This window comes from Brevundimonas sediminis, from assembly GCF_048799765.1.
GTDB lineage: Bacteria > Pseudomonadota > Alphaproteobacteria > Caulobacterales > Caulobacteraceae > Brevundimonas.
Map to the genome: position 1 here is coordinate 74,640 of NZ_JBLYQK010000002.1, position 23,255 is coordinate 97,894.

Sequence of the window (23,255 nt, forward strand, 5' to 3'; positions counted from 1 at the left end):
CGGACCTTCGACGCTCCGGCGGAGGGACGCAAGTTACGGAAGCGTCAGATGTTCTAGAACTGCCGCCAGCTGTCGCCGGGGTCGCGTTCACCGGGGTCGACGCTCTGCTGGCCGAAGGTCAGGATCATGAACAGCTTGTGGCTGCGGATGCGGAACTGACCGGTCATCGGCAGGACGCCGCCCAGCGGGGCGCCGGTCCGGGGTTCGTAGAGGAAGCCCGAGAATTCGGCCACGCCGATCCGGTCGCGGCGGCTGTAGACCGAAAGTTCGGGGATCGAGACGACGTTGAAGGTCTCGTTGATCGGCACGCGCATGTCCGGCAGGCCGAAGACCCGGCGCATCTGTTCCAGCGACAGGGCGCCGACGCGCAGTTCGAAGACGGCGTCAGCCTCGGCCTTGTTCGGCGCGAGGGCGTACCCGGCGTCCGACAGGGCGTTCCGGATCGCGCTGATGGCGTAGGGGCTGCTTTCGGCGCGGAAATAGGTGTCGTCCACGAAGACGCGCGAGCCGGCCGGGATCGGCAGGGTCAGGCCCTCGACCGCCCGGTCGGCGGCGCGGGCGATCAGCAGCTGTTCGGTCGCCGACCGCGACGGATTGGTCTCGGTGGTCGAGGCGCAGGCCGCGAGGCCCAGCAGGGCGACAGGCAGTAGGGCGAGGGCTTTCAAATTCACCAGCTCCCGGTGTTGGGCATCGAGGCCCAGGGTTCGGCGGGGGCGAGCGGCTCGCCTTCCTGCAGCAGTTCGATGGAGATGCCGTCCGGCGACCGCACGAAGGCCATATGGCCGTCCCGGGGCGGGCGATTGATCGTCACGCCGCCGTCGGCCAGCGTCCGGCAGGCGGCGTAGATGTCGTCGACCTTGTAGGCCAGATGGCCGAAATTGCGGCCGCCGGTATAGGTCTCGGGGTCCCAGTTCCAGGTCAGTTCGACTTCCGGGGAGCGCTCGGCCCCGGACCGTGCTGCGTCTTTCGGGGCGGCGAGGAAGATCAGGGTGAAGCGCCCCTTCTCATTCTCCATGCGCCGCATCTCCTGCAGACCGAGCAGGTCGCACCAGAAGCGCAGGGAGGCGTCGAGATCCGTCACGCGGACCATGGTGTGCAGATAGCGCATGGCGTTCCGATCCGTGGGGAGTAGGGCGGAGGCGGGCCTTATAGCGGCGGATCGCCGCGACGGCGACTCAACAGGCGTTTCGGCGGGTGCGTCGGCGGTCGGGATCGGCTAGAGGCGTGGGTTCGGCCGTTCCGCCGGAGGATTGATGCTTCGCAAGCTTTACGACTGGGTCTTCTCTCTGGCCCGCAGCAAGCACGCCACGCCGGCCCTGGCCGCCGTGTCCTTCGCCGAAAGCTCGGTCTTCCCGATCCCGCCGGACGTCATGCTGGCTCCGATGGTGCTGACGCGTCCCGACCGCGCCTATTTCTACGCCACCGTCTGCACGGTCTCCTCCGTGCTGGGCGGTATTCTGGGCTACGCCATCGGCTACTTTCTGACCGGCGTCGGCGAGGCGATCCTCGGCTTCATCGGCAGCGCCGACGCCCAGGAGCATTTCCAGCACTGGTATGACCGGTTCGGTCTCTGGGTGATCCTGATCAAGGGGCTGACCCCCTTCCCCTACAAGCTGGTGACCATCGCTTCCGGCCTGGCCCAGTTCAGCTTCCCGGTCTTCCTGATCGCCTCGGTGATCACCCGGGGCGGCCGCTTCTTCGCCGTGGCCTATGTCATCAAGCGTTGGGGGCCTGCGGTCTGGGAACGGGTCGAGAAGCGCCTGGCCCTCTGGACCCTGATCGGACTGGCCGTCCTGATCGGGGCGATCGTCCTGCTGAAGGTCGTGCTCTGAACGCATCGACGGACGGCTCGGGCCGGGCTATGAACATCGTCCGATGAAAGGCCTGTATCGACTCCTGACGCGGTGGTGGACCGCTTTCGCCCTGCTGGCGTCTCTGGCCCTGCTGGGCTTTGCCCATGCGTCAGAGGTGATCTGGGACATCGCGCCCTGCAACCTGTGCCTCAAGGCGCGCGAGGTTTACTGGGGCGCGGCTGCGGTCGCCCTCGTCGCAACCCTGTGGCACCTGTTGAGCCGTGGCAGCCGCGGCACGCCCCGCATCGCCGCCTTCCTGCTGGCCGTGATCTTCGCCACCGGCGCCGTCACCTCCTTCTTCCACATGGGCGGAGAGTTGAAGTGGTGGGCCCTGCCGGCGACCTGCGTGGCCGGAGGCGGCGGCGTGGACCTCGCCAGCATGGCCTCCCTCGCCATGGGGACCGGCCCCGTCCAGCGCGTGGCCATGTGCGACGCGGTGACGTGGAGCTTCCTGGGCCTCAGCATGGCAGGATGGAACGCCCTGATCGCCGCCGTGCTGGCGGTGTTCAGCCTGCTCGCCGCAAAGAGGCCCAAGGATGCCCGCGCTCCGCGACCCTGATCCCGTTCCGCCCGTCGACGCCCTGACCGGGGACACCCGCCGTATTCCGTTGCCCAGGCCGGGCCGGGGCGCGAGCCGGCGACGTCGGGGTGAGATTCTGCGTGTCGACCACGCCGGCGAATATGCCGCCGTTCACATCTATCGCGCCCAGCAGGCGGTGTTTGAAGGCCGCAAGGGCAAGGAGGCCATCGCGGCCGATATGGCCGAGATGGGCCGCCAGGAGCAGGTGCATCTGGACCGCTTCAATGCCTTGTTGAACGCTGAGGGCGTGCGGCCGACCGTCATGACGCCGATCTGGCGCCTGGCCGCCCTGACCCTGGGCGCCGGCACGGCCCTGCTCGGGGAAAAGGCCGCCCACGCCTGCACCGAGGCGGTCGAGGCCGTGATCGAGGAACATTACGCCGACCAGATCGCCGAGCTCCGGGATCAGGACCCGGCCCTGGCCGCCGAGCTGACCGTCTTTCGCGACGAGGAGCTGGCCCACCACGACCACGCGGTCGAACACGGCAGTCGCGAGGCCCCGGGGTACGGGTTGCTGAGCGCGGTCATCAAGGCGGGCTGCAAGGTCGCGATCAAGGTGTCGGAGCGGGTCTGAGCCCTATCGGCTGACGTCGAACGCCAGCAGCAGCGTGCGCTGCTTCTTCGAGCTGTTGTCGTCCGACAGGAGATAGAGGCGGGTCCCGCCGTTGTGGGCGATCGCCGCCAGTCCTTCGAAATTGTCGGTGGCGCCGGGAAATTTCAGTTCGACCAGCACCGGGCCGAGTGTGCCGTCGGCCGCCATATGGCGCACATGGGCGCGGACGTCGGCGGGCTGTCGGAACATCCGCTGGAGCACATAGTAGCCGGGGCCGCCGGGGTCGCGATCGAGCCCCGTGACGCGGAAGTCTTCATCGGTGGCGGGAATGTCCGGGACCGGGATCACGACGGCGCAGGCGTCAGGACGGCAGTCCCAGACCCCGCCGTTCTCGCCCGTTACGCGCCACTCGCCGTCGTGCCCGGCCGAAATGCCTTCCATGCCGTCGTTCAGCGGGAACTCGACCGCCGGGTGACGCGCCGGCGTGGGCTGTGTCCGCAGGGCGTCCGGCGCGCCGTAGTTCCAGATGCGGTGATGGCGTTCGAAGCTGACGAACAGATCGCCTTGACGGGTGATGAGCAGTCCTTCGGCGTCACCGTCGAATTTCTCGGCGATCGGAGCGCCGTCCAGCAGGGTCAGGCGGCGATACTGCAATCCTTCCACGCCCGTCAGGCGGCCGCGTCGGTCCAGCACAAGCCGACCGCGCACCAGGTCGCCCGCATCGCTGACGCTGACGAAGCCGTTCGTGTCATCAATGAGTTTGAGGTCCGACAGGCTGTGCAGGGGAGAGGCATCGTCCAGAACGATCTCGATCCCCCCCGCGAAGCGGACGCCGTCAGCCAGAACCGCTCCGCCCGGCAGGCCCAGATTGATCGGCCGGGTTCCCGCCGCGGCGGCTGTCCAGCCCGGCAGGGGCGCGGGCGTCGGCGGCAGGGTGGTGACGGTGGCGCACGCCGACAGGGCGAGCAGGGCGAGGGCGGCGATGCCGCGGCGCAGGGCGATCATGCGGCCTTCCTCCGGCGTCGGGGTGCGCTGTCCTGGGCGTCGAACAGTTCGGCCAGCTTTTCGATCATGGCCCCGCCCAGCTGTTCGACGTCCACAATGGTGAGGGCGCGGCGGTACCAGCGGGTGACGTCGTGGCCGATGCCGATAGCCAGCAGCTCGACGGAGGATTTCGTCTCCAGCTGCTCGATCACCTGCCGCAGATGTTTGTCCAGATAGAGGGCCGCATTGGCCGACTGGGTCGAGTCGTCAACCGGCGAGCCGTCCGAGATGACCATCAGGATGCGACGTTGCTCGGGTCGGGCCATCAGCCGGTCGTGCGCCCAAAGCAGGGCCTCGCCGTCGATGTTTTCCTTCAGCAGGCCCTCGCGCATCATCAGGCCGAGGTTTTTCTTGGCCCGGCGCCAGGGCGCGTCGGCCGCCTTGTAGATGATGTGGCGCAGGTCGTTCAGGCGGCCCGGGTTGGCGGGCTTTCCGGCGGTAATCCATGCCTCGCGCGACAGGCCGCCCTTCCACGCCCGGGTGGTGAAGCCGAGGATTTCGACCTTCACCCCGCAGCGCTCCAGCGTACGGGCCAGGATGTCGGCGCAGACGGCCGCGACCATGATCGGGCGGCCGCGCATGGAGCCGGAGTTGTCCAGCAGCAGGGTCACGACCGTATCGCGGAACGGACTCTCGCTCTCGGCCTTGAAACTGAGAGGACTGGTCGGGTCGGTGACGATCCGGGTCAGGCGGGCGGTGTCCAGCACCCCTTCTTCCAGATCGAAATGCCAGCTGCGGTTCTGCTGGGCCATCAGGCGGCGTTGCAGCTTGTTGGCCAGTCGGGCCACGACGGACGACAGGGCGGTCAGTTGTTGGTCCAGCAGGCCGCGCAGCCGCTCCAGTTCATTGGGGTCGCACAGGTCCGCCGCATCAACGATCTCGTCATAGGCGGTGGTGAAGACGCGATAGGCGTCGATGGCGCGGCCGTCGTCCGTGGTCTGCTGGCGATTGGGCTGGGCGCCCTCGTTCAGTTCCGGGCCGTCCTCGGTGGCCTCGCCGTTCGGATCGGCGGGCGAGCCGTCGGGGCGGGCGTCCCGTTCGTCGCTGGCGGTCTGGTCGTCGGTGGAGCCGTCCATCGACTGGCCCTCGCCGCCGCCGGCGTCCTCCTCGTCTTCCTGATCCTCCTCGTCGGCGGCGTCCGGATCCTGTGGGTCAGGCTCCTCCTCGCCGGGATCTTCCGACACGTCGTCGCCACGCCCATCGCCCGGGTCCATGTCCAGGGCCTTGAGCACATCCCTCAGCCGTTCGCCGAAGGCCGCCTGATCGTGGGCTACATCTGTCAGGGCGTCGAGCTTGCGTCCTGCCTTGTTCTCCAGCTCGGTCCGCACGAGGTCCAGCAGGGTTCCGGCCCCGTCAGGGGCGCGGAGACCCGTCAGCCGCTCGCGCACCAGCAGGGCCACCGCCTCGGCCACCGGCACGCGTTCGGGGTCTGTGATGCGCAGTGCGCCCGACTTCTCCAGCCGGGTCAGCAGGGCCGAGTTCATATTGGCGCGCACGCCGGCCAGCGATTGCGAGCCGACCGCTTCGACCCGCGCCTGCTCGACCGCGTCGAACACCTCGGCCGCCTTGCTGTCGATGGGCCGCAGGCGGGCGCTGACGCCCTCGTCGTGATTGGCGAGGCGGAGGGCCAGCCGGTCGGCCTGTCCACGCAGGCTGGCGCTTTCAGGCGCCCCCGGATCGCGCGGGGGGTGCGGCAGCGTCAGGACGCCGTTCGACAGCTTCGGTCCGTCCGAGCCGAACACGACTTCCAGCTCCGATTGCTCGGCCAGCGCGCGGGCGGCGTGCGCCAGGGCGCGTTTGAACAATTCCGTGGGGGTCTCGGCGGCGGCCATCTGAGGCAGATAACCCGTCAGGCCGTTCGGGAGAAGGCGTGGCGCATCGGGAATGCAAAAGGCCCCGGCGTCTCCGCCGGGGCCTCGCAATATCTGATCTGAACGATCAGGCCGCGTTGGCGGCCTTGGCCTTCTTCTTTTCGTCGGCGGCCTTGATGCCGGCGGCGATCAGCTCGGCGGCTTCACCGGCGTCGCCCCAGCCCTTGACCGTGACCGACTTGCCCTTCTCCAGATCCTTGTAGCGGGTGAAGAAGTGCTCGATCTGTTCGACCAGGATGGCGGGCAGCTGACGGTAGCTGGCGATGTCCGTGTAATACGGGTTCAGCTTGTCGACCGGCACGGCCAGGATCTTTTCGTCGCCGCCGGCTTCATCGACCATCTTCAGCACGCCGATCGGGCGGCAGCGGATGACGCAGCCCGGAACGACCGGGGTCGGGTTCAGCACGATCACGTCGCAGGGATCGCCGTCGTCCGACAGGGTGTGGGGCACGAAGCCGTAGTTGCCCGGGTAGTACATGGCGGTGTGCAGGAAGCGGTCGACGAACAGCGCGCCCGACTCCTTGTCCATTTCGTACTTCACCGGCAGGCCGCCCTGCGGGATCTCGATGACGACGTTGATGTCCCAGGGCGGGTTCGGGCCGACGGGGATGGCGTCGAGGTTCATGACGGGCTCGGCTATGTTGCAACTGCGAACGGAGAGGCCGGGGTGATAAGCCTGCACGGCGCCCGAAGCAAGGCGGGGGCGTCGTTAAGATCGACCGCCCGGCGGGTCATGGCTTGAGCCGGCGGGCGATGCGGGCGACCATGGATGAAGAAGCCGAGGAGCACGAATGACGACCCTGGACTATGTGGCGCTGGGCCTCTTCTTCGTCTGCTGGCTGGGATACGACCCGCTGCTGAGGCTGTTGGCGCATCGTCTGGGCACGCTGAACGATGACATGAGCCTGATCCGGCGGGTCTGGATGACGGCCATGACCCATCGCGAAATCCGGCTGGTGGACAGCCAGCTGATGGGGCATTCGATCAACTCGGCCAGCTTCTTCGCCTCCACCAACCTGCTGCTGATCGCGGCGGTCGGCGGCATCCTGTTCGGCGGCCAGGCGGCTCTGGAAGGGTTTGCCTCGGTGGGCGCCGAGGCGGTGCCGATCCGCGTTCTGGAAGCCAAGCTGGCGCTGATCCTGATCTGCCTCGTCCGCGGTCTTCTGGATTTCATCTGGGCCCTGCGCCAGATGAACTACGCCCTCGCCCTCATCGGTGCGGCCCCGGAAGTCCATACCGAGGCGGATCGCGTGGCGCTCGGCGAGGCGGCGACCAATCTGCTGAATCCGGCCCTGGGCGCCTTCAGCCAGGGGGTTCGCGGCTACTATTTCGCCCTGGCCGCAGCGGCCTGGCTTTTCGGGCCCGGGTGGCTTGCGGCGGGAGTCACGGCCTCCGTCTGCTTGCTGATCTGGCGGCAGTCCGGCTCTCCGGCCGCACGCGCCATCCGGAGCGCCCGCCGCCTTCTGGAGCCCTGAATCCCCGCCTCACGGCCAAGTCCGTTCGCAGTCGCGTTGTGCTCAGGGTGAATTTTTTCTCTGGAAACGGTTACCTTGCCTGAACGTGGCAGACGCATGCCGTTACACGGCGTGAACGCAGGCGCGAAATACCTGCTTGACCATTTGTGCAGTGCACACTAGCTTCATTTTCGACGCCGCGAGGCGTCATGCCCTTCCTGGGCGTTTCCTCCCTATAGACTTTTCATGCCGCGCCCTCGGGCGCGGCTTTTTTTATGTGCCGAGGCGCAGGGCGCCGAGCATCGCAATCACGCGGCTGACGCCCTTCAGCGTGCGGGACCAGCCCCGGGACGGGGTACGGGCGGCCTCATCGAAATACAGGGCGCGGTTCAGTTCGATCTGGATCGCGTGCACCCCCTTGTCCGGATGTCCCCGGTTCTGGGTGGTCCAGCCGCCGGCGTAGGGATGGTTCAGCGCCACGCGCCAGCCCAGCGCTTCAAAGGCCGTGCGCAGGGCCCGGGTCAATTCCGGCGAACAGGAGGAGCCGTGCCGGTCGCCCAGCACCACATCGGGGCCGCGCGGTCCGCCCGGCGCCCGGGTCGCCCGTTCGGGCATGGAGTGCCAGTCAACCAGAAGCGCCTGGCCATGATGGTCCAGCGCCCCGGTCACGGCCGCGTCGAGGGCTGCATTCCAGGGGGCATGGACCCGGGCGAGACGCGCGTGGGCCTCCTCAAGCGACAGGCGCCTGGCGTAGAGCGGCCGGCCGTCGCCGGCCAGACGCGGAATGACGCCGTAGCCGGCCGCGGAGCGGGGCGAGGCGGGATGGTCCAGTCCTTCGATCAGGCCCGGGTCAAGATCCGCCGGGTCCCGGTTCAGATCGACGTAGGCCCGACCATAGCGGGCCAGCAGGGTCGTCGCGCCCTGCGACGGCCCCGCGGCGATCAGTTGATCGACCAGGGCGTCCTCGGCGCTGCGCAGGCTGGTTTGGTCCAGGCCGGGGTCCGGGGCCATGTCGTCCGGATAGAGGACGCCGGAGTGGGGCGAGGCGAAGATCAGGCGGCCGGGCGTGGCGGGTCGCAGGATCAGGACGGCCCCGGTCGCTCCCGTCATCGTGTCGCCTGCAGTGTCCATGGCGACGGCATAACCTGTTTCGCTGTCCCATCCACAGGGGCGGGGATCGCCCGTACAGCGTTTTTCATGGCGGGTTTACCAGTGGCGGCGTAGCGTCGCGTTTCAGGACGACCCCGGGCGGACGACGAAGGACCTATGGCGCGCATTCTTCTGGCCGAAGACGACACCTCGCTTCGCGGCTTCCTTACCCGGGCGCTCGAGCGCGCCGGCCATTCCGTGGTCGATTGCGAGAACGGCGACGACGCCATCGACGCCCTCGACCAGGGCCCCTGGGACCTGCTGCTGACCGACATCGTCATGCCGGGCGCGGACGGCATCGAGGTGGCGCGTATCGCGGCCGCTCGCCAGCCGGGCATCCGCATCATGTTCATCACCGGTTTCGCCGCCGTCGCCCTGTCGGCCGCCCAGGCCAGCCCCCAGGCGAAGGTGCTGTCCAAGCCCGTTCACCTGCGTGATCTGGTGGGTGAGGTCGAACGCATGGTCGCCGCGTGATCACACTCCTCGCGACGGTCGCTCTGGTCGCCGCGCCCCAGTCCGGTCCGACCGCCCGGCAGATGGGGCATGCCTCGGTCTATGCGGGCCTTTGCTCGAGTCTGGGGTGGGTCAGCAGCCAGGATCAGATCGTCGCCCAGGCCCAGATCTATCTCGACAGCCACCCCGAGCAGACGGACGCCCAGGTCCAGGTCCTGATCAGCGGGGGCGTCGAGGCGGCCAACGCCGAGATCGACGGCATGCTCGCGGCGTTCCGGGCCAGTCGCGACGCCGCCGCCCTCAAGACCTCGCTGCGTGAGGCGTGTAACGCGACCGCACGCGATCTGCCCTCCTTCCTGGCCCGGGCCGCGGATACGGATGCGCAGTTTGAGGTCCGCATCGCCGAGCTCCTGGGCGGCCTCTGACATTTGTGCGGCAAAACCCGTTCTTTGGCCCTTGCGGTTTGCGAGGCCCCCGGGTTATAGACCGCGCCTTCCCGCCCCGGGGCTTGTCTCCAGGGCCGTCAAGGCGGACGCGTAGCTCAGCGGGAGAGCACTACGTTGACATCGTAGGGGTCACAGGTTCAATCCCTGTCGCGTCCACCATTTCTTCCCAACACATTGCAAGCGTTGAGGAAACCGCTCTCGGGCGGTCGAAAACGCCTGTTTGCTACACCAGCTTGCTACACCAGCAGCATCTGGAAAGGTCGAAAAACAGTTCTGGATCAACGGCTTCAGCCGGCCCGGACTGCTACACCAACCTGCTACACCAAGGTACCGGCTTGGGACCTGTCTGCGGGGGGCGACCCGGGCTTTGCGTACGCCCTTGACGTCGCTTCAGCCGCGGAGGCCTGCCACGACGAACGATCTGTCTTTCAAGGGAAGTCGGCCTGAAGCGCGCTGGCTCAATTTGTCCGGATCGAAACCGCTACGGTCGGGCTGGTCGCCGTAGCCGTAGCCGTAGCCGACGTGGGGTCCGTCGCCCGGCAACGCCAGGTCGAAATGCGGAAGCTGGTGGAGGGGACGGTATGATACCAACCGGTCGCGACCGCCGAGCCATCCGTGGTCAGCTTAGTGACGGAGACGCCGCTAACAAACTGCCACCAGTAGGTATACGGCACCGTCCCGCCGTTGCCCTTACAGGTGATTAGTGAGGGCACGGAGCCGGCTGTCCGGGTGTAGCTCGTCGCGGTCACGGAAGCCGACAGCGGCACCGGAGGCGGTGGTGCGCTCGTCGTCACCTCGGTCCGGTTGCCGGCGGCGTCATAGCTGTATGTCACCAACTGACCGCCGGGGTAGGCGGCGGCGGTCAAACGGCCCAGAGCGTCATAGCCGTAGGTGATCGATTGCGCCAAACCCAGTGATGGCGTCACAAGCGCGCCGACGGTGGCCAATACGCAGGCCGTGCGGATTACGCCTTTGGGGGTCATTCGCCAATCTCGCTTAGAGGGTGTTATCAGGGGTATTCTCTTCAGTGTTGTCAAGGCGAGGCAGGTGGATCATGGTCGCGGCCGCAACCCGGAGGTGAGGCATGAGGTGCAGCTTTTGGAGTGTGAAGGTCTGGTGCGCCCCGCTTATCGCCCTAGATCTGTCGCTGTTTGCGACTGCGGCTGACGGCCAGGCGCTTGAGCCGCCCGCCCCCTATCAGCCGACCGACGCCCACGGCGTGAACCTCGCCACCGGTGGCGTCACCGTCTCCACCGTCGAGATCGGCTTGGGCCAGAAGGGCGCCGGCGGCCTGTTCTACAGCGCCACCTATGACACCGGCGCGTTCGGCTGGCGGCACAGCACTTGGGGCGGAATCCAGCGCGAGCCGGCGAACGACCCCACCGCCCCCCTCCCGTCCTTCACCGTCACCGTCATGGGCCAGTCCGTGGCGTTCGAACGGTTGGGGACCTCGGGCGCCTTCCAGGCCGTGGACGGCTACGGCGCGCTGACCTTCTCGGCCGGGGTCTATACCTTCACGGCCCTGGACGGCACGGTCGCGACCTTCCTCAAGAGCCAGTCGACCGACTTCCCTAATCTGGCCAATGAGGGCGTGATCCAGGAAATCGTCCGGCCTGACGGCGAGCGGATCACCTTCACCTACACAGGAACCCGCTCCGACCTGCGCCCGCTGTCGGTCAGCAACACCCTAGGTTACCAGATCCATTTCGACTGGACCTCCGCCTCGAGCTTCACCGTCACGGCCCTGAACAACGGTGTGGACGCCTGTGCGCCTACGGCGGCGACCTGCGCGTTCAGCCGGTCCTGGCCGTCCCTGACCTTCACCCAGCCCACCGCTAACGAACGGCATGCGACCGACGCTCTGGGCCGCACGCTCCGGATCGGCCTGACCAACGGCAAGGTCTCGTCCTGGGCCACTCCTGCCCAAACCACGGGCTGGAGCTACAGCGTCGTCCGCAACATCGGCGGCGATCCGACCCGATCCTCGGTCTCTGACGGCGTCGGAACCTGGCAGTACCATGTGCCGCCGCGTGACCCGGTGACGAAAGAGGCGACCACAACCATCACCGATCCCAACAACGACGACACCCAGTACCACTTCGCCTGGCAGGTTCCGGACGCCGGTCCGCCCTTGCCGGAGCTGCGCTGGATCAAGGATGCGCTGAACCGCACCACACAGGTGGTCCAGGACGGCGGCGGCCTGCGTCAGGTTACCTACCCCGAGGGCAATGGCGTCGTCGTCTTCCGCAACACGCGCGGCGACATCGAGACGATCACCCGCAGCGCCAAGCCCGGCTCGCCTTTGGCCGATACGGTGGTCACCGCCACCTATGGCGACTGCTCCACTCCCATCCTGTGTGGCCGTCCCACGGCGGTCACCGATGCGCGCGGATATGTGACCGACTACACCTACGCCTCGCATGGCGGCGTGCTGACCGTGACCCGGCCCGCGCCCGCGGCTGGCGGGGTTCGCCCCCAGACCCGCTCCACCTATGGCCAGTTCTACGCCTGGTATCGCGACGCCACCGGCATTGTTCAGGCGCCGGCGCCCGTCTGGCGTCTTACCGGGACCTCGGCCTGCACCACCGGAACCACATGCGCCGGGGCGGCGAACGAGGTCGTCACTTCCACCAGCTATCAGGCGGGCAGCACGAGCGCCTTCAGCAACCTGTTGCCGGTTGTCCAGTCGGGCGGGTCGGGCGACGGCCTGCTGACCGCCACCACCACCACCAGCTGGACCGCCAACGGGGACGCCGAGTACGTCGACGGCCCGCTGCCGGGCGCCGCCGACACCACTCGGACCCTCTATGACGCCATGCGCCAGACTGTCGGCGTCATCGGTCCGGACCCCGACGGGGCGGGCGGCCGCCTCTATCCGGCGACGCGCACCACCTACAACGCCGAGGGCCAGCCGACCGTGGTCGAGCAGGGGACGACCACGGCCCAGACGGATCCCGCCTGGGCGGCCTTCTCAACGTTGCAAACCGCGACCACGGCCTATGATGCACAAGGCCGTGTCACCCGGGAGACGGCGGCGGCCGGTTCGGTCGCCCCGCGCATCACCCAGTACGCCTACGACGCCGAGGGGCGTCTGATCTGCACCGCCGTGCGGATGAACCCCACCACCTTCGGCGCCCTGCCACCCTCCGCCTGTGCGCCCGCCAGCACGGGCACCTTCGGCCCGGACCGCATCAGTCAGAACGCCTATGACGCCGCCGATCAGCTGACCTCGACCATCGAGGCGCTGGGGACCCCGGTCCAGCGCACCGCCCTGACCCAGGCCTGGACGGCCAATGGCAAGGTCGATTGGGTCGAGGACGCGCTCGGCAACCGCTCGGACTACGCCTACGACGGCTTTGACCGGCTTCAGCGGCTCTACTTCCCCATGCCGACAGTGGGCGCCCATGCGGCAAACCCGGCGGACTACGAATACTATGAGTATGACGCCGCCGATAATCCGACCGGCAAGATCAGCCGCGCGGGCCTCAGCTTCGTCACCACCTTCGACCGGCTGAATCGCATCTTCGTCATCGACGCCCCGGGCGTGGATATCGAGCGAGCGTTCGCCTACGACAATCTGGATCGCCGCACCGCCGCGTGGCGGCCCGGCATCGCCGGCAGCACGATCTCCACAACCTGGGACGCTCTCGGGCGTCAGACGTCCGAGACCAGCGTCCTGGGCGCCATGAGCATGCAGTACGATCTCGCGGGGCGCCGCACCCGCCTGACCTGGCCGGACGCGGTCTACGTCAGCTATGCCTGGGACCTGGACAACCAGATGCGGTCGATCACCGAGGGTGCCGCCGCCAATCCGGTCACCGCCTATACCTATGACGATCTGGGTCGCCGAACCGGCATCACCCGCGGCAACGGCGCGGCCACCACCTACGGCTGGGATGACGCCTCTCAGTTGACGGCGCTGGATCAGAACCCGACCGGGACCGCCCATGATTTGGCTCTCGGCTTCAGCTGGAGTCCGGCCGGCCAGATGGTCGGTCGCACCGCCTCCAACCCGGCTTATGACTACGTCCCCGCAGCCCTCGCCGCCGCCTACGTCAACAACGGCCTGAACCAGTCCACCACGGTGGCAGGGGCGAGCCTGACCTGGAGCGCTCAGGGCAATCTGACCTCGGACGGGACGCACACCTTCACCTATGACGCCGCCAATCGCCTGACGGGAACGACCGGCTCGATCCTGACCTATGACGCCCTGGATCGTTTGCTCGAGAAGACGGGAACCGACGGCGGTCGCTTCCAGTATGACGGCGCCCAACTGGCCACGGTTTACAACGGCGCGGGCGGGGTCACCGAACGCTACGTCGGCGGGCCGTCCCCGGACGAATGGGCCGTGATCTACACTGGCGCGACGACCGCGACGCCGCAGTGGCCGCTGCAGAACCACCAGGCATCGATCATCGCCCTGACCGACGCCACGGGCGCCGCGACCGCCACCCTGGCCTATGACGAATACGGCCGCCCCCGCGCGGGCAACCTCGGCCGCTTCCAGTACACTGGCCAGATGATGCTGCCGGACTTCAGCCTGCAGCACTACAAGGCGCGGGGGTACCACGCGGAGCTGGGCCGGTTCATGCAGACGGACCCGGTCGGATACGAGCAGGGGCTGAATCTGTATGCATATGCCGGAAACGATCCGGCCAATATGATTGATCCGACGGGCGAAGAGGCCGCATGCATGTATGGGCCGAGCCAGTGTGGATCGAGACAAATCTCGGCGGCCGATATTCGAGCGCAGCGAGCAATTGTCAGGTTCATGGCCAATGTCGCTGAGCAGGGCCTTAATTTAGTAACTAGAGGGCGTTCATCTATATTCACCCGTCCTCTGCGACAAATGTCCGGCGTAGATCGGCCCTTAACAACATCGGTCCCGGTTACTCCGACCAGGCAGGGACCTGTCGCCACTGCTCCGTACCGCCGCCCGTCCAATGCTACGACTCCTCAACAAAGGGCTAGCGTGCAAGGTCGACCTTGTGAAATCTGCGGCGTTACGACACCGAGACAAGTTGCCGGGCACCGAGATCCTTTGGTACGCGAGCACTTTGAAACGGGGAGCATTGACACTCAGCGTATGCGGTCGATCGAAGCTGTCCGCCCGGAATGTCCGACCTGTTCAGCAGCAGAAGGTGGACGTTTGAGTCACTATTCTAGACAACAGCGAGCGCAACTCCCCGATGATTAAAAGCCAAAACCAAGAAATCTGTCGTACGTATGGATCAGGTTTTTCGCCTGTATCTGAGCGAGATATAATTGGGTACTCATCAATAAAGTCGGGACTTTGGCCCCTTAACGGCCTCAGACATCAACCGTCCAAAGGTTACTCAGGCTGGTATATATGGTGGGGGGAAAATCTGCCTGGAGAGAGTGATTTTTTTAAACCTATTCATCTAAATCATGTCGAATTCATTGGCGTAAATTTCCGCCAATATCTTTCCTTGGAGCCGGGTTGGAGATGGTTGCTAGCACCTGATTACGTAGACGTTTGGTTTGACGCCAATGTCGCTCAAAACTGATCCAGAAAATTTTGACGGATGTCGGCATACGGCAAGAAAATGAAACAGATCGACGCCTATTTGCTTCATTTTTTGGGTCATTTTACAGATGAACCCGATCGACTGGTGACTTGCTGGTTCGGAAGCGTCATTTGCGCGGTGCTTCAGGTCGCCCCGGGTGTCAGTTAGCAGCCGTAAGGCCGCGAGGGCGGGCGCAACGCGGGCGGGCCCGCATCGGTGTCGCCCCTGAGCCTCGCTTGGTTTAAGCGTTGGCGCGGAGGTCTAGGTCCGCCTGTGACGCAAAGCGGCGGTTCGTGATGACCGCATTCGAGAGCCCAATCCTAACCTTGGCATCGCTGAGCTGTTTTGTCGTCGCGCCCTAGTGCCGGCCGATCGGGGCATGAGCAAGGAGCCATGGGTTTCGAGAAGAAGTTTGAGGACGCCGGTGATCATAGGGGCGACGTGTTCCCGAGCGTCGTCACCTTTTTACGGGATCGGCGAAGTCGCAGACACCCTTGAGCGCGAAGGCGAGGGGCCGAGGCTCGCCGATCATTTCGACGCCCGCATCAGCAGGTCCACGAGGGGCCGGTTGATGTAGTAGTTGTTGCGCCCCGCCTGATGCTTCTCGACGAAGCCGGCGAGCGCCAGCTGGTCGAGGTATTTCGCGGCGGTCTGGCGCGTGACGTCCAGATCGTTCTGGAGGAACTCGATGCGCGTGTAGGGGTGCCGGAACAGGTTGTTCAGCAGGTCCTGCGAATAGCGGATTGTCGCATGCGCCCGGAGCCTGTGCTTGTAGTCGGCCATCAGGGCGCTCATGCCGTCGATCAGGGCCAACGTCTGGCGGGAGGTCGTAGACACGGCGCGGAGCATGTAGACCAGCCAGGGCTCCCAGTCGCCGTCGTCCCGGACGCTCTGCAGCATCCGGTAGTAGTCCGCCTTGTTGGCCGTCACATAGCGGCTGAGATAGAGCACCGGGATGTCCAGCAATCCGGTCCGCGTCAGATAGAGGACGTTCAGGATCCGACCGATCCGGCCGTTGCCGTCCGAAAAGGGGTGGATGCTTTCGAACTGATGATGGATGAGCGCCATCTTCACGAGCGGATCCAGGTCGCTGGCCGCATCGTCGTTGATGAAGGCTTCAAGCGCCGTCATCTGGATTTCGATCTCCCGCCGATCCTGCGGCGGCACGTAGACGAGTTCCCCTGTCGCCTGGTGGCGCAGCGCCGTCCCGGGGGGCGCGCGGAAGCCTTCGTCCGTCCGCTTGAGCACCTGGAACATCTCGACGATGACGTTATTGGTCAGGAGCCCCTGGTTGACGTGAAGCTGGTCCCACCCTCTCTTGAGGGCGTCGCGATAGCTGGCCACTTCCTTGGCGGCGGCCGACCCCGCGCCATCCCAGTGCAGGCTCGCCTGAAACAGCTCGTCCTGGGTCGTGACGATATTCTCCAACTCCGAGCTGGCCTTCGCCTCCTGAAGCGCGAGCGTGTCGATGAGAATGGCCTGGTTGGGCATGCTCCGGGCGCGCCCCTTCAACTCCGCCAGATGACGGTGAGCACGCGCCGCTTCGCGAAGCACGGCGGCCGTCTCCAGCTCGCAGTCCGGCGGAAGACGGGGAATGCGATAGGTAGGCTTTAACATGACCGACCAGACGTGTTCGTTATTTTCGTTGTTTTTAACACGTCCGGATCGACATGTTAAATCCGGTCCGGCCGGGCGGAACCCTGCGCACAGGACTGAAACATGGCGAAAGGCGAAGAAACGTGAACCCGCCAAACCGGACGATCAGCAGGGCCGAACTTTACGCGCGGGTGTGGGCGGAACCGCTGACCCGGTCGGCCAAATCCTTCGGCATTTCGGATGTCGGGCTGAGAAAGATCTGTCAGCGGCACGACATTCCCCTGCCACCCCAAGGCTATCGGCAGAGGATTCACTCAGGCCGCAGGCCCAACCCGACACCGTTGCCGCATGAGAGCGAACCGGTGACGATCGAGTTTCCCGCGCTGCCTGTCGCGCCGCAATTCGCCACTGACCTGATGCGGGACGTCTACGATCCTCTCATCGAAGCGGAGGACCGACCTGACCGGCGGATCAAGGTGTCGGAGGATCAGGATCCGAGGCACCCAGTCGCAAGGCGGATCGCCAAGGTTCTGAAAGCCTGTACCCCGGACAAGTACGGCGCCGTCGTCTACGACGGTCCCGAGCCGTTCAGGGTCCGCGTACCACCGGCGTCCATCAGCCGCGCCATTCGTCTGGTGGAGGCTCTCGCGCAGGCCTGAGACCGCCGCGGGCTGGAAATAAGAACCGGTGATGCATCCGGGATCAAACCGGGAATTATCATCGCCTGAGAAGCCGAAAGGCTGACCATTGAAGAAGCGTCCCGCAGGACGATCCATCGCTCGACAGACGGCGAGAAGGCCCACACACGCCGGTTCGGATACTCCTCCGCCCCCCTGTACGACTTCCTGCCCAGCGGCGTCATGACCGTGCAGATCTCCACCGCCACCTACCGGGATGGCGTCCGCAGCGTCTGGAAGGACGGCAAGACCAGGCCCGTGGAGGATAACCTCAATGACATCATGGTCGGCCTGTACCGGGCGTCCCATGCGGCCGCCGTTGCGCGCCGCAGGGGCGAACTGCGGCAACACCGCGCGGACGAGGAGAACGCTCGGAGAGCCGAACTAAGGGCGGAAAGGGCCTCGGCCCTGAAGCAGCTTGAGACCCTCGAGCTCCAGAGCGCCGCATGGAGCCGGGCGCAAGCGATAAGGGCATTCATCTCCGCCTACGCGACCACCAGGCGCGATGAGCGAGGCGAGCTCGCCCCGGCGGACGTCCTCTGGATCGAATAGGCACAGCGCCATGCCGACCGCATCGACCCGCTTACGCCGACCCCGGTGTCGGGGCTGGACTACAACGAGGACGACCTGCGGCCGATCTCCCCCTGGCAAATACCCGACGAGTAGGGCCACCTCCCGCCAGCGCAGGTGCGCGATCTCATTCTTGCGCGGGCGACGTAGTTCGGCGAGTTCGGCCGCCAGACTCCTCAGGAGCCTGGATCAGCGCCTGGCCGCACGGCAAACTGCGGTGAAACACGACGAAATGTCTCGCCCCGTTTCGACGAGTTTTGCGCCGTTTGCCCCACCATTCCCTCCTGACAGTCCAGCTGATCGGGAGCCGCATTTGCGGCGCGATCCCGGCTGCTCTGGTTCGATGCCCCAAGCTGTGAGAGGCTGGGTGCGGAGCATTTGCGGCGGGAGGCGGCAATGAACGGATTTCTGGCTCTTCTGGCGGTACAGGCCCTCAGCGTGCCCGCCTATTCGCCGCCGGGCGCCCTGCCGGCGCCGGTTCCCGAGCGTCTGAGCCTGGTGATCGCGACGACCGTGTCCGAGACAGATCCGCAGCCGCTGTGCGATCGACCGAACTGCACCTCCCTGTTCCTGGGCCGCTATGGTGAGGCCGTGACGGTGGCCGGGCCGCGGCTGGCGGAAGCGTTCGCCGCACGGGTCGAAATGGGCTCGCCGTGGATCCGACCCTATCGTCTGGCGCTGGTGGTCGAGAACCGGCCAGGCAAGGAGCCGTTGGTCCGCGCCATGACCGGCTTCAACCTCCGGACCGGCAAGGCCTGTTTCGAGCCCGGCCAGCTTCGGGAACTGCGCTGGTCTCCCGAGGGGCCGGGTATATCGCGGGAGCATGGCGCGCTCTGCGTTGACGGCCGGGGGCAGGGCGCTCCGCAGTAGAACGGAACGCCCTGGTCGGCGGAAAGCCGGAAATCAGCCGCGGATGAAGGCCAGCAGGTCGGCGTTCAACCGGTCCTGCTCGACCGTCGCCAGACCATGGGAGGAGCCTTCGTAGATCTTCAGGATCGAGCCCTTGATGATCTCGTGCGACCTGCGGGCCGAGGCGTCTATCGGAACGATCTGGTCGTCGTCGCCGTGGATGATCAGGGTCGGCCTGTCGAACTTCTCGAGATCCGGGCCGTAGTCGACCTCCGAGAACTCGCGGATGCAGTCCAGCTGGCCCTTGATGCCGCCCATCATGCCCTGCAGCCAGAAGCTCTCGCGGACGCCCTCCGAGACCTTCGCCCCCGGCCGGTTGTAGCCGTAGAAGGGGATGGTCAGGTCCTTGTAGAACTGGCTGCGGTCCGCATAGGTCCCCGCGCGGATGCCGTCGAAGACGTCGATCGGCAGGCCGCCCGGATTCGCCTCGGTCTTCAGCATCAGCGGCGGCACGGCGCCGATCAGCACCACCCTGGCGACCCGGCCGGTGCCGTGACGGCCGATGTAGTGGGCGACCTCGCCGCCGCCGGTCGAGTGGCCGATCAGGACCAGGTCCTTGAGGTCCAGCTCTTCGATCAGGGCGTGCAGGTCATCGGCATACTGGTCCATGTGGTTGCCGTCCCAGGTCTGGTCCGAGCGACCGTGGCTGCGGCGGTCATGGGCGATAACCCGGTAGCCGTTCGTGCCGAGGAACTGCATCTGGGCGTCCCAGGCGTCGCCGCTCAGCGGCCAGCCGTGGCTGAACAGAACCGGCTGCCCCCTGCCCCAGTCCTTGTAGAAAATCCGGGCGCCGTCGTTCGCCGTGATGAAGGCCATTGTCGTCTCTCCTGGGGGACCGGCGGCGCCGGCGTGTGTTTGACGGGAGGATCATCGCTCCGGATTGATCGAACAAAAATGGAAACGATCGAAACTCAACCTTTCCGGAATTGATAGACGTCAGCGTGCGATCTGATGTTCGACGGCCCAGTCCAGGGCGTAGTCGGCGACGGTCTCCCAACCGGCGTCCAGACAGGTCCAGTGTGACCGGCCCTCAAAGATCTTGAGGCCTGTGCGGGAGGGGGCCTTCTTCTGCCGCTTGTAGATCGCTGCCGTCATGGAGGCGTCGGCGATCAGGTCCAGCTCGCCACCGATCAGCAGCAGGGGCGCGCGGCCGGGGTTCTTCCAGTTGATCCGGCCCGAGGCTCCGGTCACGCCGTCCCAATAGACCTTGCCCGGGGTCGGTACGATGTAGGCGTCGTAGAGGGCGGTGACCTTGTCGCGCGGCGCGGTCTGGGCGAAGCGGCTGGCGAAGAAGGCCCGCGACATGGTCTTGGCCTTCCTCCAACTGAGAAGATCCAGAAAGACCGGCAGGGCCGAGGCGATGGCGTGGGGACCAAGCGGAACGCCCGGCGTCGGGGCCGGATCAATGGCGACGCCCGCCACGCCGAGGCCCCGGTCCAGAAGATGCTGGACCACGACCCCGCCCAGCGAGTGACCGATCAGTATGGGGGGCTCGGGCAGGGCCCGGATCAGTCGGTCATAATGGTTGAACAAATCCATCTGGCCGATTTTCGCGAGGGCTTTCTCCGGAAATTCCCTCAACTCGGCAGGGCTGCGATCGTCGTGGGGCCAGTCCGGGGCGGCGACGGTATAGCCCCGGGCTTCGTAGCGGGATCTGAAGCCGGACCAGCTGGCCGAGTTCAGCCAGGCGCCGTGGATCAGCATGATGGTCCGGGTCATGGTCGGCCTCAGGTTCGGGCGCGACGTCTCGGCCGCGCGTTCAAACGGGGTCATCGTCGTGGACGGCACGGCGAACGCGGACGCAAGGACTGGATCAGGAACAGCAGGGACGTGGGGGAGGCGACGCCGGTGCGCTGGTCGCTATCAAGACATGGATCGTTGTTCTGTGAAAGATGTTACCGGTGTCATTCGTGGTGAACGGGCGCTCTAACCTCGCCCCACCGTGTCCCCCGGCCAGAGCGGCGCCGAGAATTTCGCCGTCAGATAGCTCATGAGCGCTGAAACCCGGGCCGGGCGCGGACCGCCGCCCGGCGCAACCAGATGCAGGTCGATCGGCGGCGGGGTCCAGTCCGTCATGACGGTGACCAGCTTCCCGGCCGCCACGTCCCGCCAGTAGATGAAGTCCGGCTGCGGCGCGAGGCCGAGGCCGGCGCACAGGGCCGCGGTGAGGGCATCGGCGTTATTGGCCCGCATGGGGCCCAGAGGGCGGACGGCGACTTCGTCGCCCTTGCTGTTCACAAACCGCCAGAGCTCGGCATTGGGCAGGTAGGCGTAGCCGAGGCAGGCATGGCGAACGAGATCGGAGGGGTGCTCCGGCCGGCCCCGCTGTTCGAGATAGTCCGGCGCCGCCACCAGATGCCGTCGGATGGGGCGCAGCTTCCGCGCGGTCAGGGACGAATCCGGAAGCGCGGCGATGCGAAGCGCGCAATCGAAGCCGCCTCCGACAAGGTCCGTCACCTCGTCGGACAGATGCAGGTCCACCGACACATCGGGATGGGTGGCCAGAAACTCCGGCAGGGCGGGCGCGACATAGGCCATGCCGAAGGACATGGGCGCGGCGAGGCGCACCAGACCGCGAGGCTTCAAGGCCTGATCCAGCATCTCGCCCTCGGCGGCCTCGGCCTCCGACAGCATCTGGCTCGCCCGCGCAGCCAGGGTCCGCCCGGCGTCGGTGAGGGAGAAACGCCGCGACGTCCGGTGCAGGAGCGTCGTGCCCAGCCGCAGCTCCAGGCGGCTGACCGCCTTTGAGACCGTCGCCTTGGACAGGGCCAGGGCCTCGGCCGCACGCGAGAAGGACTGGGTCTCGGCGACCTTGGAGAAGATGGCCAGGGCCTCAAGATCCGGCAATTTCGGCATGGACGCTCCGCGAAACGATGAGTTTCAGCTGTTTCTATTTTGGATCCGAAGCCGATCGCTATCTTGGCGTCAAGCAAGAGCGCCCCGACGGCGGGGCGCGGAGACAAGACCATGATCGAGCTGCGACCGTTCGAGAGCCTGGGTGGCGCCAACCACGGCTGGCTCAACGCGAAGCACCACTTCTCCTTCGCCAACTACTATGACCCGAAGCGGATGAGCTGGGGCGGACTGCGCGTCTGGAACGACGATGAGATCGCACCGGGCACCGGCTTCCCGCCCCACCCCCATGCGGACATGGAGATCATCACCTATGTCCGCGAAGGGGCCATCACCCACGAGGACAGCCTGGGCAACAAGGGCCGCACTGAAGCGGGCGATGTGCAGGTCATGAGCGCCGGCACGGGCATCCGTCACGCCGAGTACAACGCCGAGCCGGAGCTGACCCGGATCTTCCAGATCTGGATCGAGCCGACCCGCCGCGGCGAGAAGCCGTCCTGGGGTTCGCGCCCCTTCCCGAAGGGTGATCGCGCCGGCCAGTTCGTGGTTCTGGCCTCCGGCTTCGATGGCGACGGCGACGCTCTGCCGATCCGCACGGAAGGCCGTGTGGTCGCCGCGACCCTGAAGGCTGGTGAAACCGCCGAATACCCGCTGGGCGCGACCCGTCGCGGTTATCTGGTTCCGGCGGTCGGCGAGATCGAGGTCAATGGCGTCAAGGCGAAGGCCCGCGACGGCGTGGCCATCGCCGAGGTCGAAACGATCACCGTGACGGCCCTGACCGACGCCGAACTGGTTCTGGTCGACGCGGCGTAAGCCTCCGGCCGGATCGGGCCCGCGGCGCCCTGTCCTCCCCCCGACGCCGCGGGCTCGCATATCTTCCCCGAAACTGAAAAGGGGCGGTCCCTCCGGACCGCCCCTTCTTTCATGCTGTCTTCCGGCCTCAGCCTTTCGACGGAATGTTCAACCCGCGTTGCACCGCAGGACGGGCCAGACCGCGCTCCAGCCATGCCGGGACGTTCTTGAGTTCATCGAACTTCACCAGTTCGCCCGCCTCGTAGAAGCCGACCAGATTGCGGACCCAGCCGAGGGTGGCGACGTCGGCGATGGTGTAGGCGTCGCCCATGATCCAGTCGCGGCCCTCCAGTCGGTCGTCCAGCACCTTCAGCAGGCGGGTCGCCTCACCGACGTAGCGCTCAAGCGGACGCTTGTCCTCATAGGCTTTGCCGGCGAATTTGTGGAAGAAGCCCACCTGCCCGAACATCGGCCCGATGGCCGCCATCTGGAACATGACCCACTGCAGGGTCTCGTAGCGGCCCGCCGGATCGGCCGGGATCAGCTGGCCGGTCTTCTCGGCCAGATAGACGAGGATGGCGCCGGACTCGAACAGGGCGATCGGCTTTCCGTCCGGCCCGTCCGGATCGATGATCGCCGGAATCTTGCCGTTGGGGTTCAGCGACAGGAATTCCGGGCCCCAGGTCTCGTTCTTCGTGATGTCGATCAGATGCGGCTCATACGGCAGGCCGATCTCCTCAAGCATGATGGAGACCTTCACCCCGTTGGGCGTGTTGAGCGAATAGAGCTGCAGCCGGTCAGGGTGCGCGGCAGGCCAGCGTCGGGTGATCGGGAAGCTGGAAAGGTCGGCCATGGGCGGGATTCCGGTTGGAGTGATCTCGCCCATGTTGTGACGTCTGCCCCGAAAGACAACGGAGGGAGAGCCCG

24 protein-coding genes and 1 tRNA gene are annotated in these 23,255 nt (G+C 66.3%); 13 read left to right on the forward strand and 12 right to left on the reverse strand.

Annotated elements, in window-relative coordinates; genetic code table 11:
• Positions 1-53 precede the first annotated feature (53 nt).
• Positions 54-665 (reverse strand): DUF6655 family protein, encoded by a 612-nt coding sequence (locus ACLQ7T_RS01865; protein ID WP_420477868.1) that lies wholly within the window; start codon positions 663-665, stop codon positions 54-56.
• 2 nt (positions 666-667) lie between these two features.
• The gene (locus ACLQ7T_RS01870) at positions 668-1,108 is read right to left on the reverse strand and encodes a VOC family protein (protein ID WP_420477869.1); all 441 of its coding nucleotides are present in this window, start codon (positions 1,106-1,108) and stop codon (positions 668-670) included.
• Between the two features lie 145 nt (positions 1,109-1,253).
• Here ACLQ7T_RS01870 and ACLQ7T_RS01875 point away from each other — a divergent pair, with 145 nt between their 5' ends.
• The 3 genes from ACLQ7T_RS01875 to ACLQ7T_RS01885 are packed head-to-tail and all read left to right on the forward strand — an operon-like array spanning position 1,254 to position 3,007.
• Entirely contained in the window at positions 1,254-1,832 is a 579-nt protein-coding gene (locus ACLQ7T_RS01875; protein ID WP_420477870.1) for a YqaA family protein, read from the forward strand.
• Between the two features lie 43 nt (positions 1,833-1,875).
• Complete coding sequence (locus ACLQ7T_RS01880; RefSeq protein WP_420477871.1) at positions 1,876-2,412, forward strand: disulfide bond formation protein B; 537 nt, start codon at positions 1,876-1,878, stop codon at positions 2,410-2,412.
• Complete coding sequence (locus ACLQ7T_RS01885; protein ID WP_420477872.1) at positions 2,390-3,007, forward strand: demethoxyubiquinone hydroxylase family protein; 618 nt, start codon at positions 2,390-2,392, stop codon at positions 3,005-3,007. The genes ACLQ7T_RS01880 and ACLQ7T_RS01885 overlap by 23 nt, the downstream gene beginning before the upstream one ends.
• 3 nt (positions 3,008-3,010) lie before the next feature.
• Here the strand turns inward: ACLQ7T_RS01885 and ACLQ7T_RS01890 are convergent, their stop codons facing one another.
• The 3 genes from ACLQ7T_RS01890 to ppa form a co-directional block, all read right to left on the reverse strand.
• On the reverse strand, positions 3,011-3,991 hold the full coding sequence (locus ACLQ7T_RS01890) for an esterase-like activity of phytase family protein (protein WP_420477873.1): 981 nt from the start codon (positions 3,989-3,991) through the stop codon (positions 3,011-3,013).
• Positions 3,988-5,862, reverse strand: coding sequence for a cobaltochelatase subunit CobT (cobT, locus tag ACLQ7T_RS01895; protein WP_420477874.1), 1,875 nt, complete (start codon positions 5,860-5,862; stop codon positions 3,988-3,990). Before cobT ends, ACLQ7T_RS01890 begins: the two co-directional genes overlap by 4 nt.
• A gap of 106 nt (positions 5,863-5,968) precedes the next feature.
• Positions 5,969-6,526: an inorganic diphosphatase gene (ppa, locus tag ACLQ7T_RS01900; RefSeq protein WP_420470482.1), complete on the reverse strand. Its 558-nt coding sequence runs from the start codon at positions 6,524-6,526 to the stop codon at positions 5,969-5,971.
• 166 nt (positions 6,527-6,692) lie between these two features.
• Here ppa and ACLQ7T_RS01905 point away from each other — a divergent pair, with 166 nt between their 5' ends.
• The gene (locus ACLQ7T_RS01905) at positions 6,693-7,376 is read left to right on the forward strand and encodes a DUF599 domain-containing protein (protein ID WP_420477875.1); all 684 of its coding nucleotides are present in this window, start codon (positions 6,693-6,695) and stop codon (positions 7,374-7,376) included.
• Positions 7,377-7,628: 252 nt separating this feature from the next.
• Here the strand turns inward: ACLQ7T_RS01905 and ACLQ7T_RS01910 are convergent, their stop codons facing one another.
• Positions 7,629-8,465 carry an N-formylglutamate amidohydrolase gene (locus ACLQ7T_RS01910; RefSeq protein ID WP_420477876.1) on the reverse strand — a complete coding sequence of 279 codons (837 nt, stop codon included), beginning with the start codon at positions 8,463-8,465 and terminating at the stop codon, positions 7,629-7,631.
• Positions 8,466-8,621: 156 nt separating this feature from the next.
• On the opposite strand from ACLQ7T_RS01910, the gene cpdR reads away from it, so the two are divergent.
• The 3 genes from cpdR to ACLQ7T_RS01925 all read left to right on the forward strand — a co-directional run bounded on the left by cpdR (position 8,622) and on the right by ACLQ7T_RS01925 (position 9,562).
• Entirely contained in the window at positions 8,622-8,978 is a 357-nt protein-coding gene (gene cpdR, locus ACLQ7T_RS01915; RefSeq protein WP_420470479.1) for a cell cycle two-component system response regulator CpdR, read from the forward strand.
• The gene (locus ACLQ7T_RS01920) at positions 8,975-9,382 is read left to right on the forward strand and encodes a hypothetical protein (RefSeq protein ID WP_420477877.1); all 408 of its coding nucleotides are present in this window, start codon (positions 8,975-8,977) and stop codon (positions 9,380-9,382) included. The genes cpdR and ACLQ7T_RS01920 overlap by 4 nt, the downstream gene beginning before the upstream one ends.
• A 105-nt stretch (positions 9,383-9,487) precedes the next feature.
• Positions 9,488-9,562, forward strand: a tRNA-Val gene (locus ACLQ7T_RS01925).
• A 299-nt stretch (positions 9,563-9,861) separates the two neighbouring features.
• Here the strand turns inward: ACLQ7T_RS01925 and ACLQ7T_RS01930 are convergent.
• A complete protein-coding gene (locus tag ACLQ7T_RS01930; protein ID WP_420477878.1) occupies positions 9,862-10,386 on the reverse strand; it encodes an RHS repeat domain-containing protein in 525 nt (174 codons plus the stop codon).
• A 101-nt stretch (positions 10,387-10,487) separates the two neighbouring features.
• Between ACLQ7T_RS01930 and ACLQ7T_RS01935 the strand changes: the two genes are divergently transcribed.
• Both ACLQ7T_RS01935 and ACLQ7T_RS01940 read left to right on the forward strand, forming a co-directional pair.
• Entirely contained in the window at positions 10,488-14,600 is a 4,113-nt protein-coding gene (locus ACLQ7T_RS01935) for an RHS repeat domain-containing protein (protein WP_420477879.1), read from the forward strand.
• On the forward strand, positions 14,593-14,931 hold the full coding sequence (locus ACLQ7T_RS01940) for an immunity protein Imm33 domain-containing protein (protein ID WP_420477880.1): 339 nt from the start codon (positions 14,593-14,595) through the stop codon (positions 14,929-14,931). Before ACLQ7T_RS01935 ends, ACLQ7T_RS01940 begins: the two co-directional genes overlap by 8 nt.
• 528 nt (positions 14,932-15,459) lie before the next feature.
• On the opposite strand, the gene ACLQ7T_RS01945 is transcribed toward ACLQ7T_RS01940, so the two are convergent.
• On the reverse strand, positions 15,460-16,548 hold the full coding sequence (locus tag ACLQ7T_RS01945; protein ID WP_420477881.1) for a Fic family protein: 1,089 nt from the start codon (positions 16,546-16,548) through the stop codon (positions 15,460-15,462).
• A gap of 53 nt (positions 16,549-16,601) precedes the next feature.
• On the opposite strand from ACLQ7T_RS01945, the gene ACLQ7T_RS01950 reads away from it, so the two are divergent.
• From ACLQ7T_RS01950 to ACLQ7T_RS01960, 3 genes are all read left to right on the forward strand, one after another.
• Positions 16,602-17,186, forward strand: coding sequence for a hypothetical protein (locus ACLQ7T_RS01950; protein WP_420477882.1), 585 nt, complete (start codon positions 16,602-16,604; stop codon positions 17,184-17,186).
• Between the two features lie 201 nt (positions 17,187-17,387).
• Positions 17,388-17,756 (forward strand): hypothetical protein, encoded by a 369-nt coding sequence (locus tag ACLQ7T_RS01955; protein WP_420477883.1) that lies wholly within the window; start codon positions 17,388-17,390, stop codon positions 17,754-17,756.
• A 414-nt stretch (positions 17,757-18,170) separates the two neighbouring features.
• Positions 18,171-18,644, forward strand: a complete 474-nt coding sequence (locus tag ACLQ7T_RS01960; protein ID WP_420477884.1) for a hypothetical protein — start codon at positions 18,171-18,173, stop codon at positions 18,642-18,644.
• A gap of 33 nt (positions 18,645-18,677) precedes the next feature.
• Here the strand turns inward: ACLQ7T_RS01960 and ACLQ7T_RS01965 are convergent, their stop codons facing one another.
• From ACLQ7T_RS01965 to ACLQ7T_RS01975, 3 genes are all read right to left on the reverse strand, one after another.
• Positions 18,678-19,499 (reverse strand): alpha/beta fold hydrolase, encoded by an 822-nt coding sequence (locus ACLQ7T_RS01965; RefSeq protein WP_420477885.1) that lies wholly within the window; start codon positions 19,497-19,499, stop codon positions 18,678-18,680.
• Between the two features lie 120 nt (positions 19,500-19,619).
• On the reverse strand, positions 19,620-20,402 hold the full coding sequence (locus ACLQ7T_RS01970) for an alpha/beta hydrolase (RefSeq protein WP_420477886.1): 783 nt from the start codon (positions 20,400-20,402) through the stop codon (positions 19,620-19,622).
• A gap of 207 nt (positions 20,403-20,609) precedes the next feature.
• A complete protein-coding gene (locus tag ACLQ7T_RS01975) occupies positions 20,610-21,539 on the reverse strand; it encodes a LysR family transcriptional regulator (RefSeq protein WP_420477887.1) in 930 nt (309 codons plus the stop codon).
• Positions 21,540-21,650: 111 nt separating this feature from the next.
• On the opposite strand from ACLQ7T_RS01975, the gene ACLQ7T_RS01980 reads away from it, so the two are divergent.
• Positions 21,651-22,349, forward strand: coding sequence for a pirin family protein (locus ACLQ7T_RS01980; protein ID WP_420477888.1), 699 nt, complete (start codon positions 21,651-21,653; stop codon positions 22,347-22,349).
• 127 nt (positions 22,350-22,476) lie between these two features.
• Here ACLQ7T_RS01980 and ACLQ7T_RS01985 read toward each other — a convergent pair whose 3' ends face one another.
• Entirely contained in the window at positions 22,477-23,181 is a 705-nt protein-coding gene (locus tag ACLQ7T_RS01985) for a glutathione S-transferase N-terminal domain-containing protein (protein ID WP_420477889.1), read from the reverse strand.
• Positions 23,182-23,255: the final 74 nt, after the last annotated feature.

What these genes read in the sequence shown, in the direction of transcription:
- ACLQ7T_RS01930 (WP_420477878.1), bottom strand. Translation starts at nt 10,386, where the DNA reads ATGACCCCCAAAGGCGTAATCCGCACGGCCTGCGTATTGGCCACCGTC.
- ACLQ7T_RS01975 (WP_420477887.1), bottom strand. Translation starts at nt 21,539, where the DNA reads ATGCCGAAATTGCCGGATCTTGAGGCCCTGGCCATCTTCTCCAAGGTC.
- ACLQ7T_RS01970 (WP_420477886.1), bottom strand. Translation starts at nt 20,402, where the DNA reads ATGACCCGGACCATCATGCTGATCCACGGCGCCTGGCTGAACTCGGCC.
- ACLQ7T_RS01960 (WP_420477884.1), top strand. Translation starts at nt 18,171, where the DNA reads ATGAACGGATTTCTGGCTCTTCTGGCGGTACAGGCCCTCAGCGTGCCC.
- cobT (WP_420477874.1), bottom strand. Translation starts at nt 5,862, where the DNA reads ATGGCCGCCGCCGAGACCCCCACGGAATTGTTCAAACGCGCCCTGGCG.
- ACLQ7T_RS01870 (WP_420477869.1), bottom strand. Translation starts at nt 1,108, where the DNA reads ATGCGCTATCTGCACACCATGGTCCGCGTGACGGATCTCGACGCCTCC.
- ACLQ7T_RS01950 (WP_420477882.1), top strand. Translation starts at nt 16,602, where the DNA reads ATGTTAAATCCGGTCCGGCCGGGCGGAACCCTGCGCACAGGACTGAAA.
- ACLQ7T_RS01890 (WP_420477873.1), bottom strand. Translation starts at nt 3,991, where the DNA reads ATGATCGCCCTGCGCCGCGGCATCGCCGCCCTCGCCCTGCTCGCCCTG.
- ACLQ7T_RS01940 (WP_420477880.1), top strand. Translation starts at nt 14,593, where the DNA reads ATGATTAAAAGCCAAAACCAAGAAATCTGTCGTACGTATGGATCAGGT.
- ACLQ7T_RS01935 (WP_420477879.1), top strand. Translation starts at nt 10,488, where the DNA reads ATGAGGTGCAGCTTTTGGAGTGTGAAGGTCTGGTGCGCCCCGCTTATC.
- ACLQ7T_RS01885 (WP_420477872.1), top strand. Translation starts at nt 2,390, where the DNA reads ATGCCCGCGCTCCGCGACCCTGATCCCGTTCCGCCCGTCGACGCCCTG.
- ACLQ7T_RS01880 (WP_420477871.1), top strand. Translation starts at nt 1,876, where the DNA reads ATGAAAGGCCTGTATCGACTCCTGACGCGGTGGTGGACCGCTTTCGCC.
- ACLQ7T_RS01980 (WP_420477888.1), top strand. Translation starts at nt 21,651, where the DNA reads ATGATCGAGCTGCGACCGTTCGAGAGCCTGGGTGGCGCCAACCACGGC.
- ACLQ7T_RS01985 (WP_420477889.1), bottom strand. Translation starts at nt 23,181, where the DNA reads ATGGCCGACCTTTCCAGCTTCCCGATCACCCGACGCTGGCCTGCCGCG.
- ACLQ7T_RS01965 (WP_420477885.1), bottom strand. Translation starts at nt 19,499, where the DNA reads ATGGCCTTCATCACGGCGAACGACGGCGCCCGGATTTTCTACAAGGAC.
- ACLQ7T_RS01905 (WP_420477875.1), top strand. Translation starts at nt 6,693, where the DNA reads ATGACGACCCTGGACTATGTGGCGCTGGGCCTCTTCTTCGTCTGCTGG.
- ACLQ7T_RS01910 (WP_420477876.1), bottom strand. Translation starts at nt 8,465, where the DNA reads ATGACGGGAGCGACCGGGGCCGTCCTGATCCTGCGACCCGCCACGCCC.
- ppa (WP_420470482.1), bottom strand. Translation starts at nt 6,526, where the DNA reads ATGAACCTCGACGCCATCCCCGTCGGCCCGAACCCGCCCTGGGACATC.
- cpdR (WP_420470479.1), top strand. Translation starts at nt 8,622, where the DNA reads ATGGCGCGCATTCTTCTGGCCGAAGACGACACCTCGCTTCGCGGCTTC.
- ACLQ7T_RS01945 (WP_420477881.1), bottom strand. Translation starts at nt 16,548, where the DNA reads ATGTTAAAGCCTACCTATCGCATTCCCCGTCTTCCGCCGGACTGCGAG.
- ACLQ7T_RS01875 (WP_420477870.1), top strand. Translation starts at nt 1,254, where the DNA reads ATGCTTCGCAAGCTTTACGACTGGGTCTTCTCTCTGGCCCGCAGCAAG.
- ACLQ7T_RS01955 (WP_420477883.1), top strand. Translation starts at nt 17,388, where the DNA reads ATGACCGTGCAGATCTCCACCGCCACCTACCGGGATGGCGTCCGCAGC.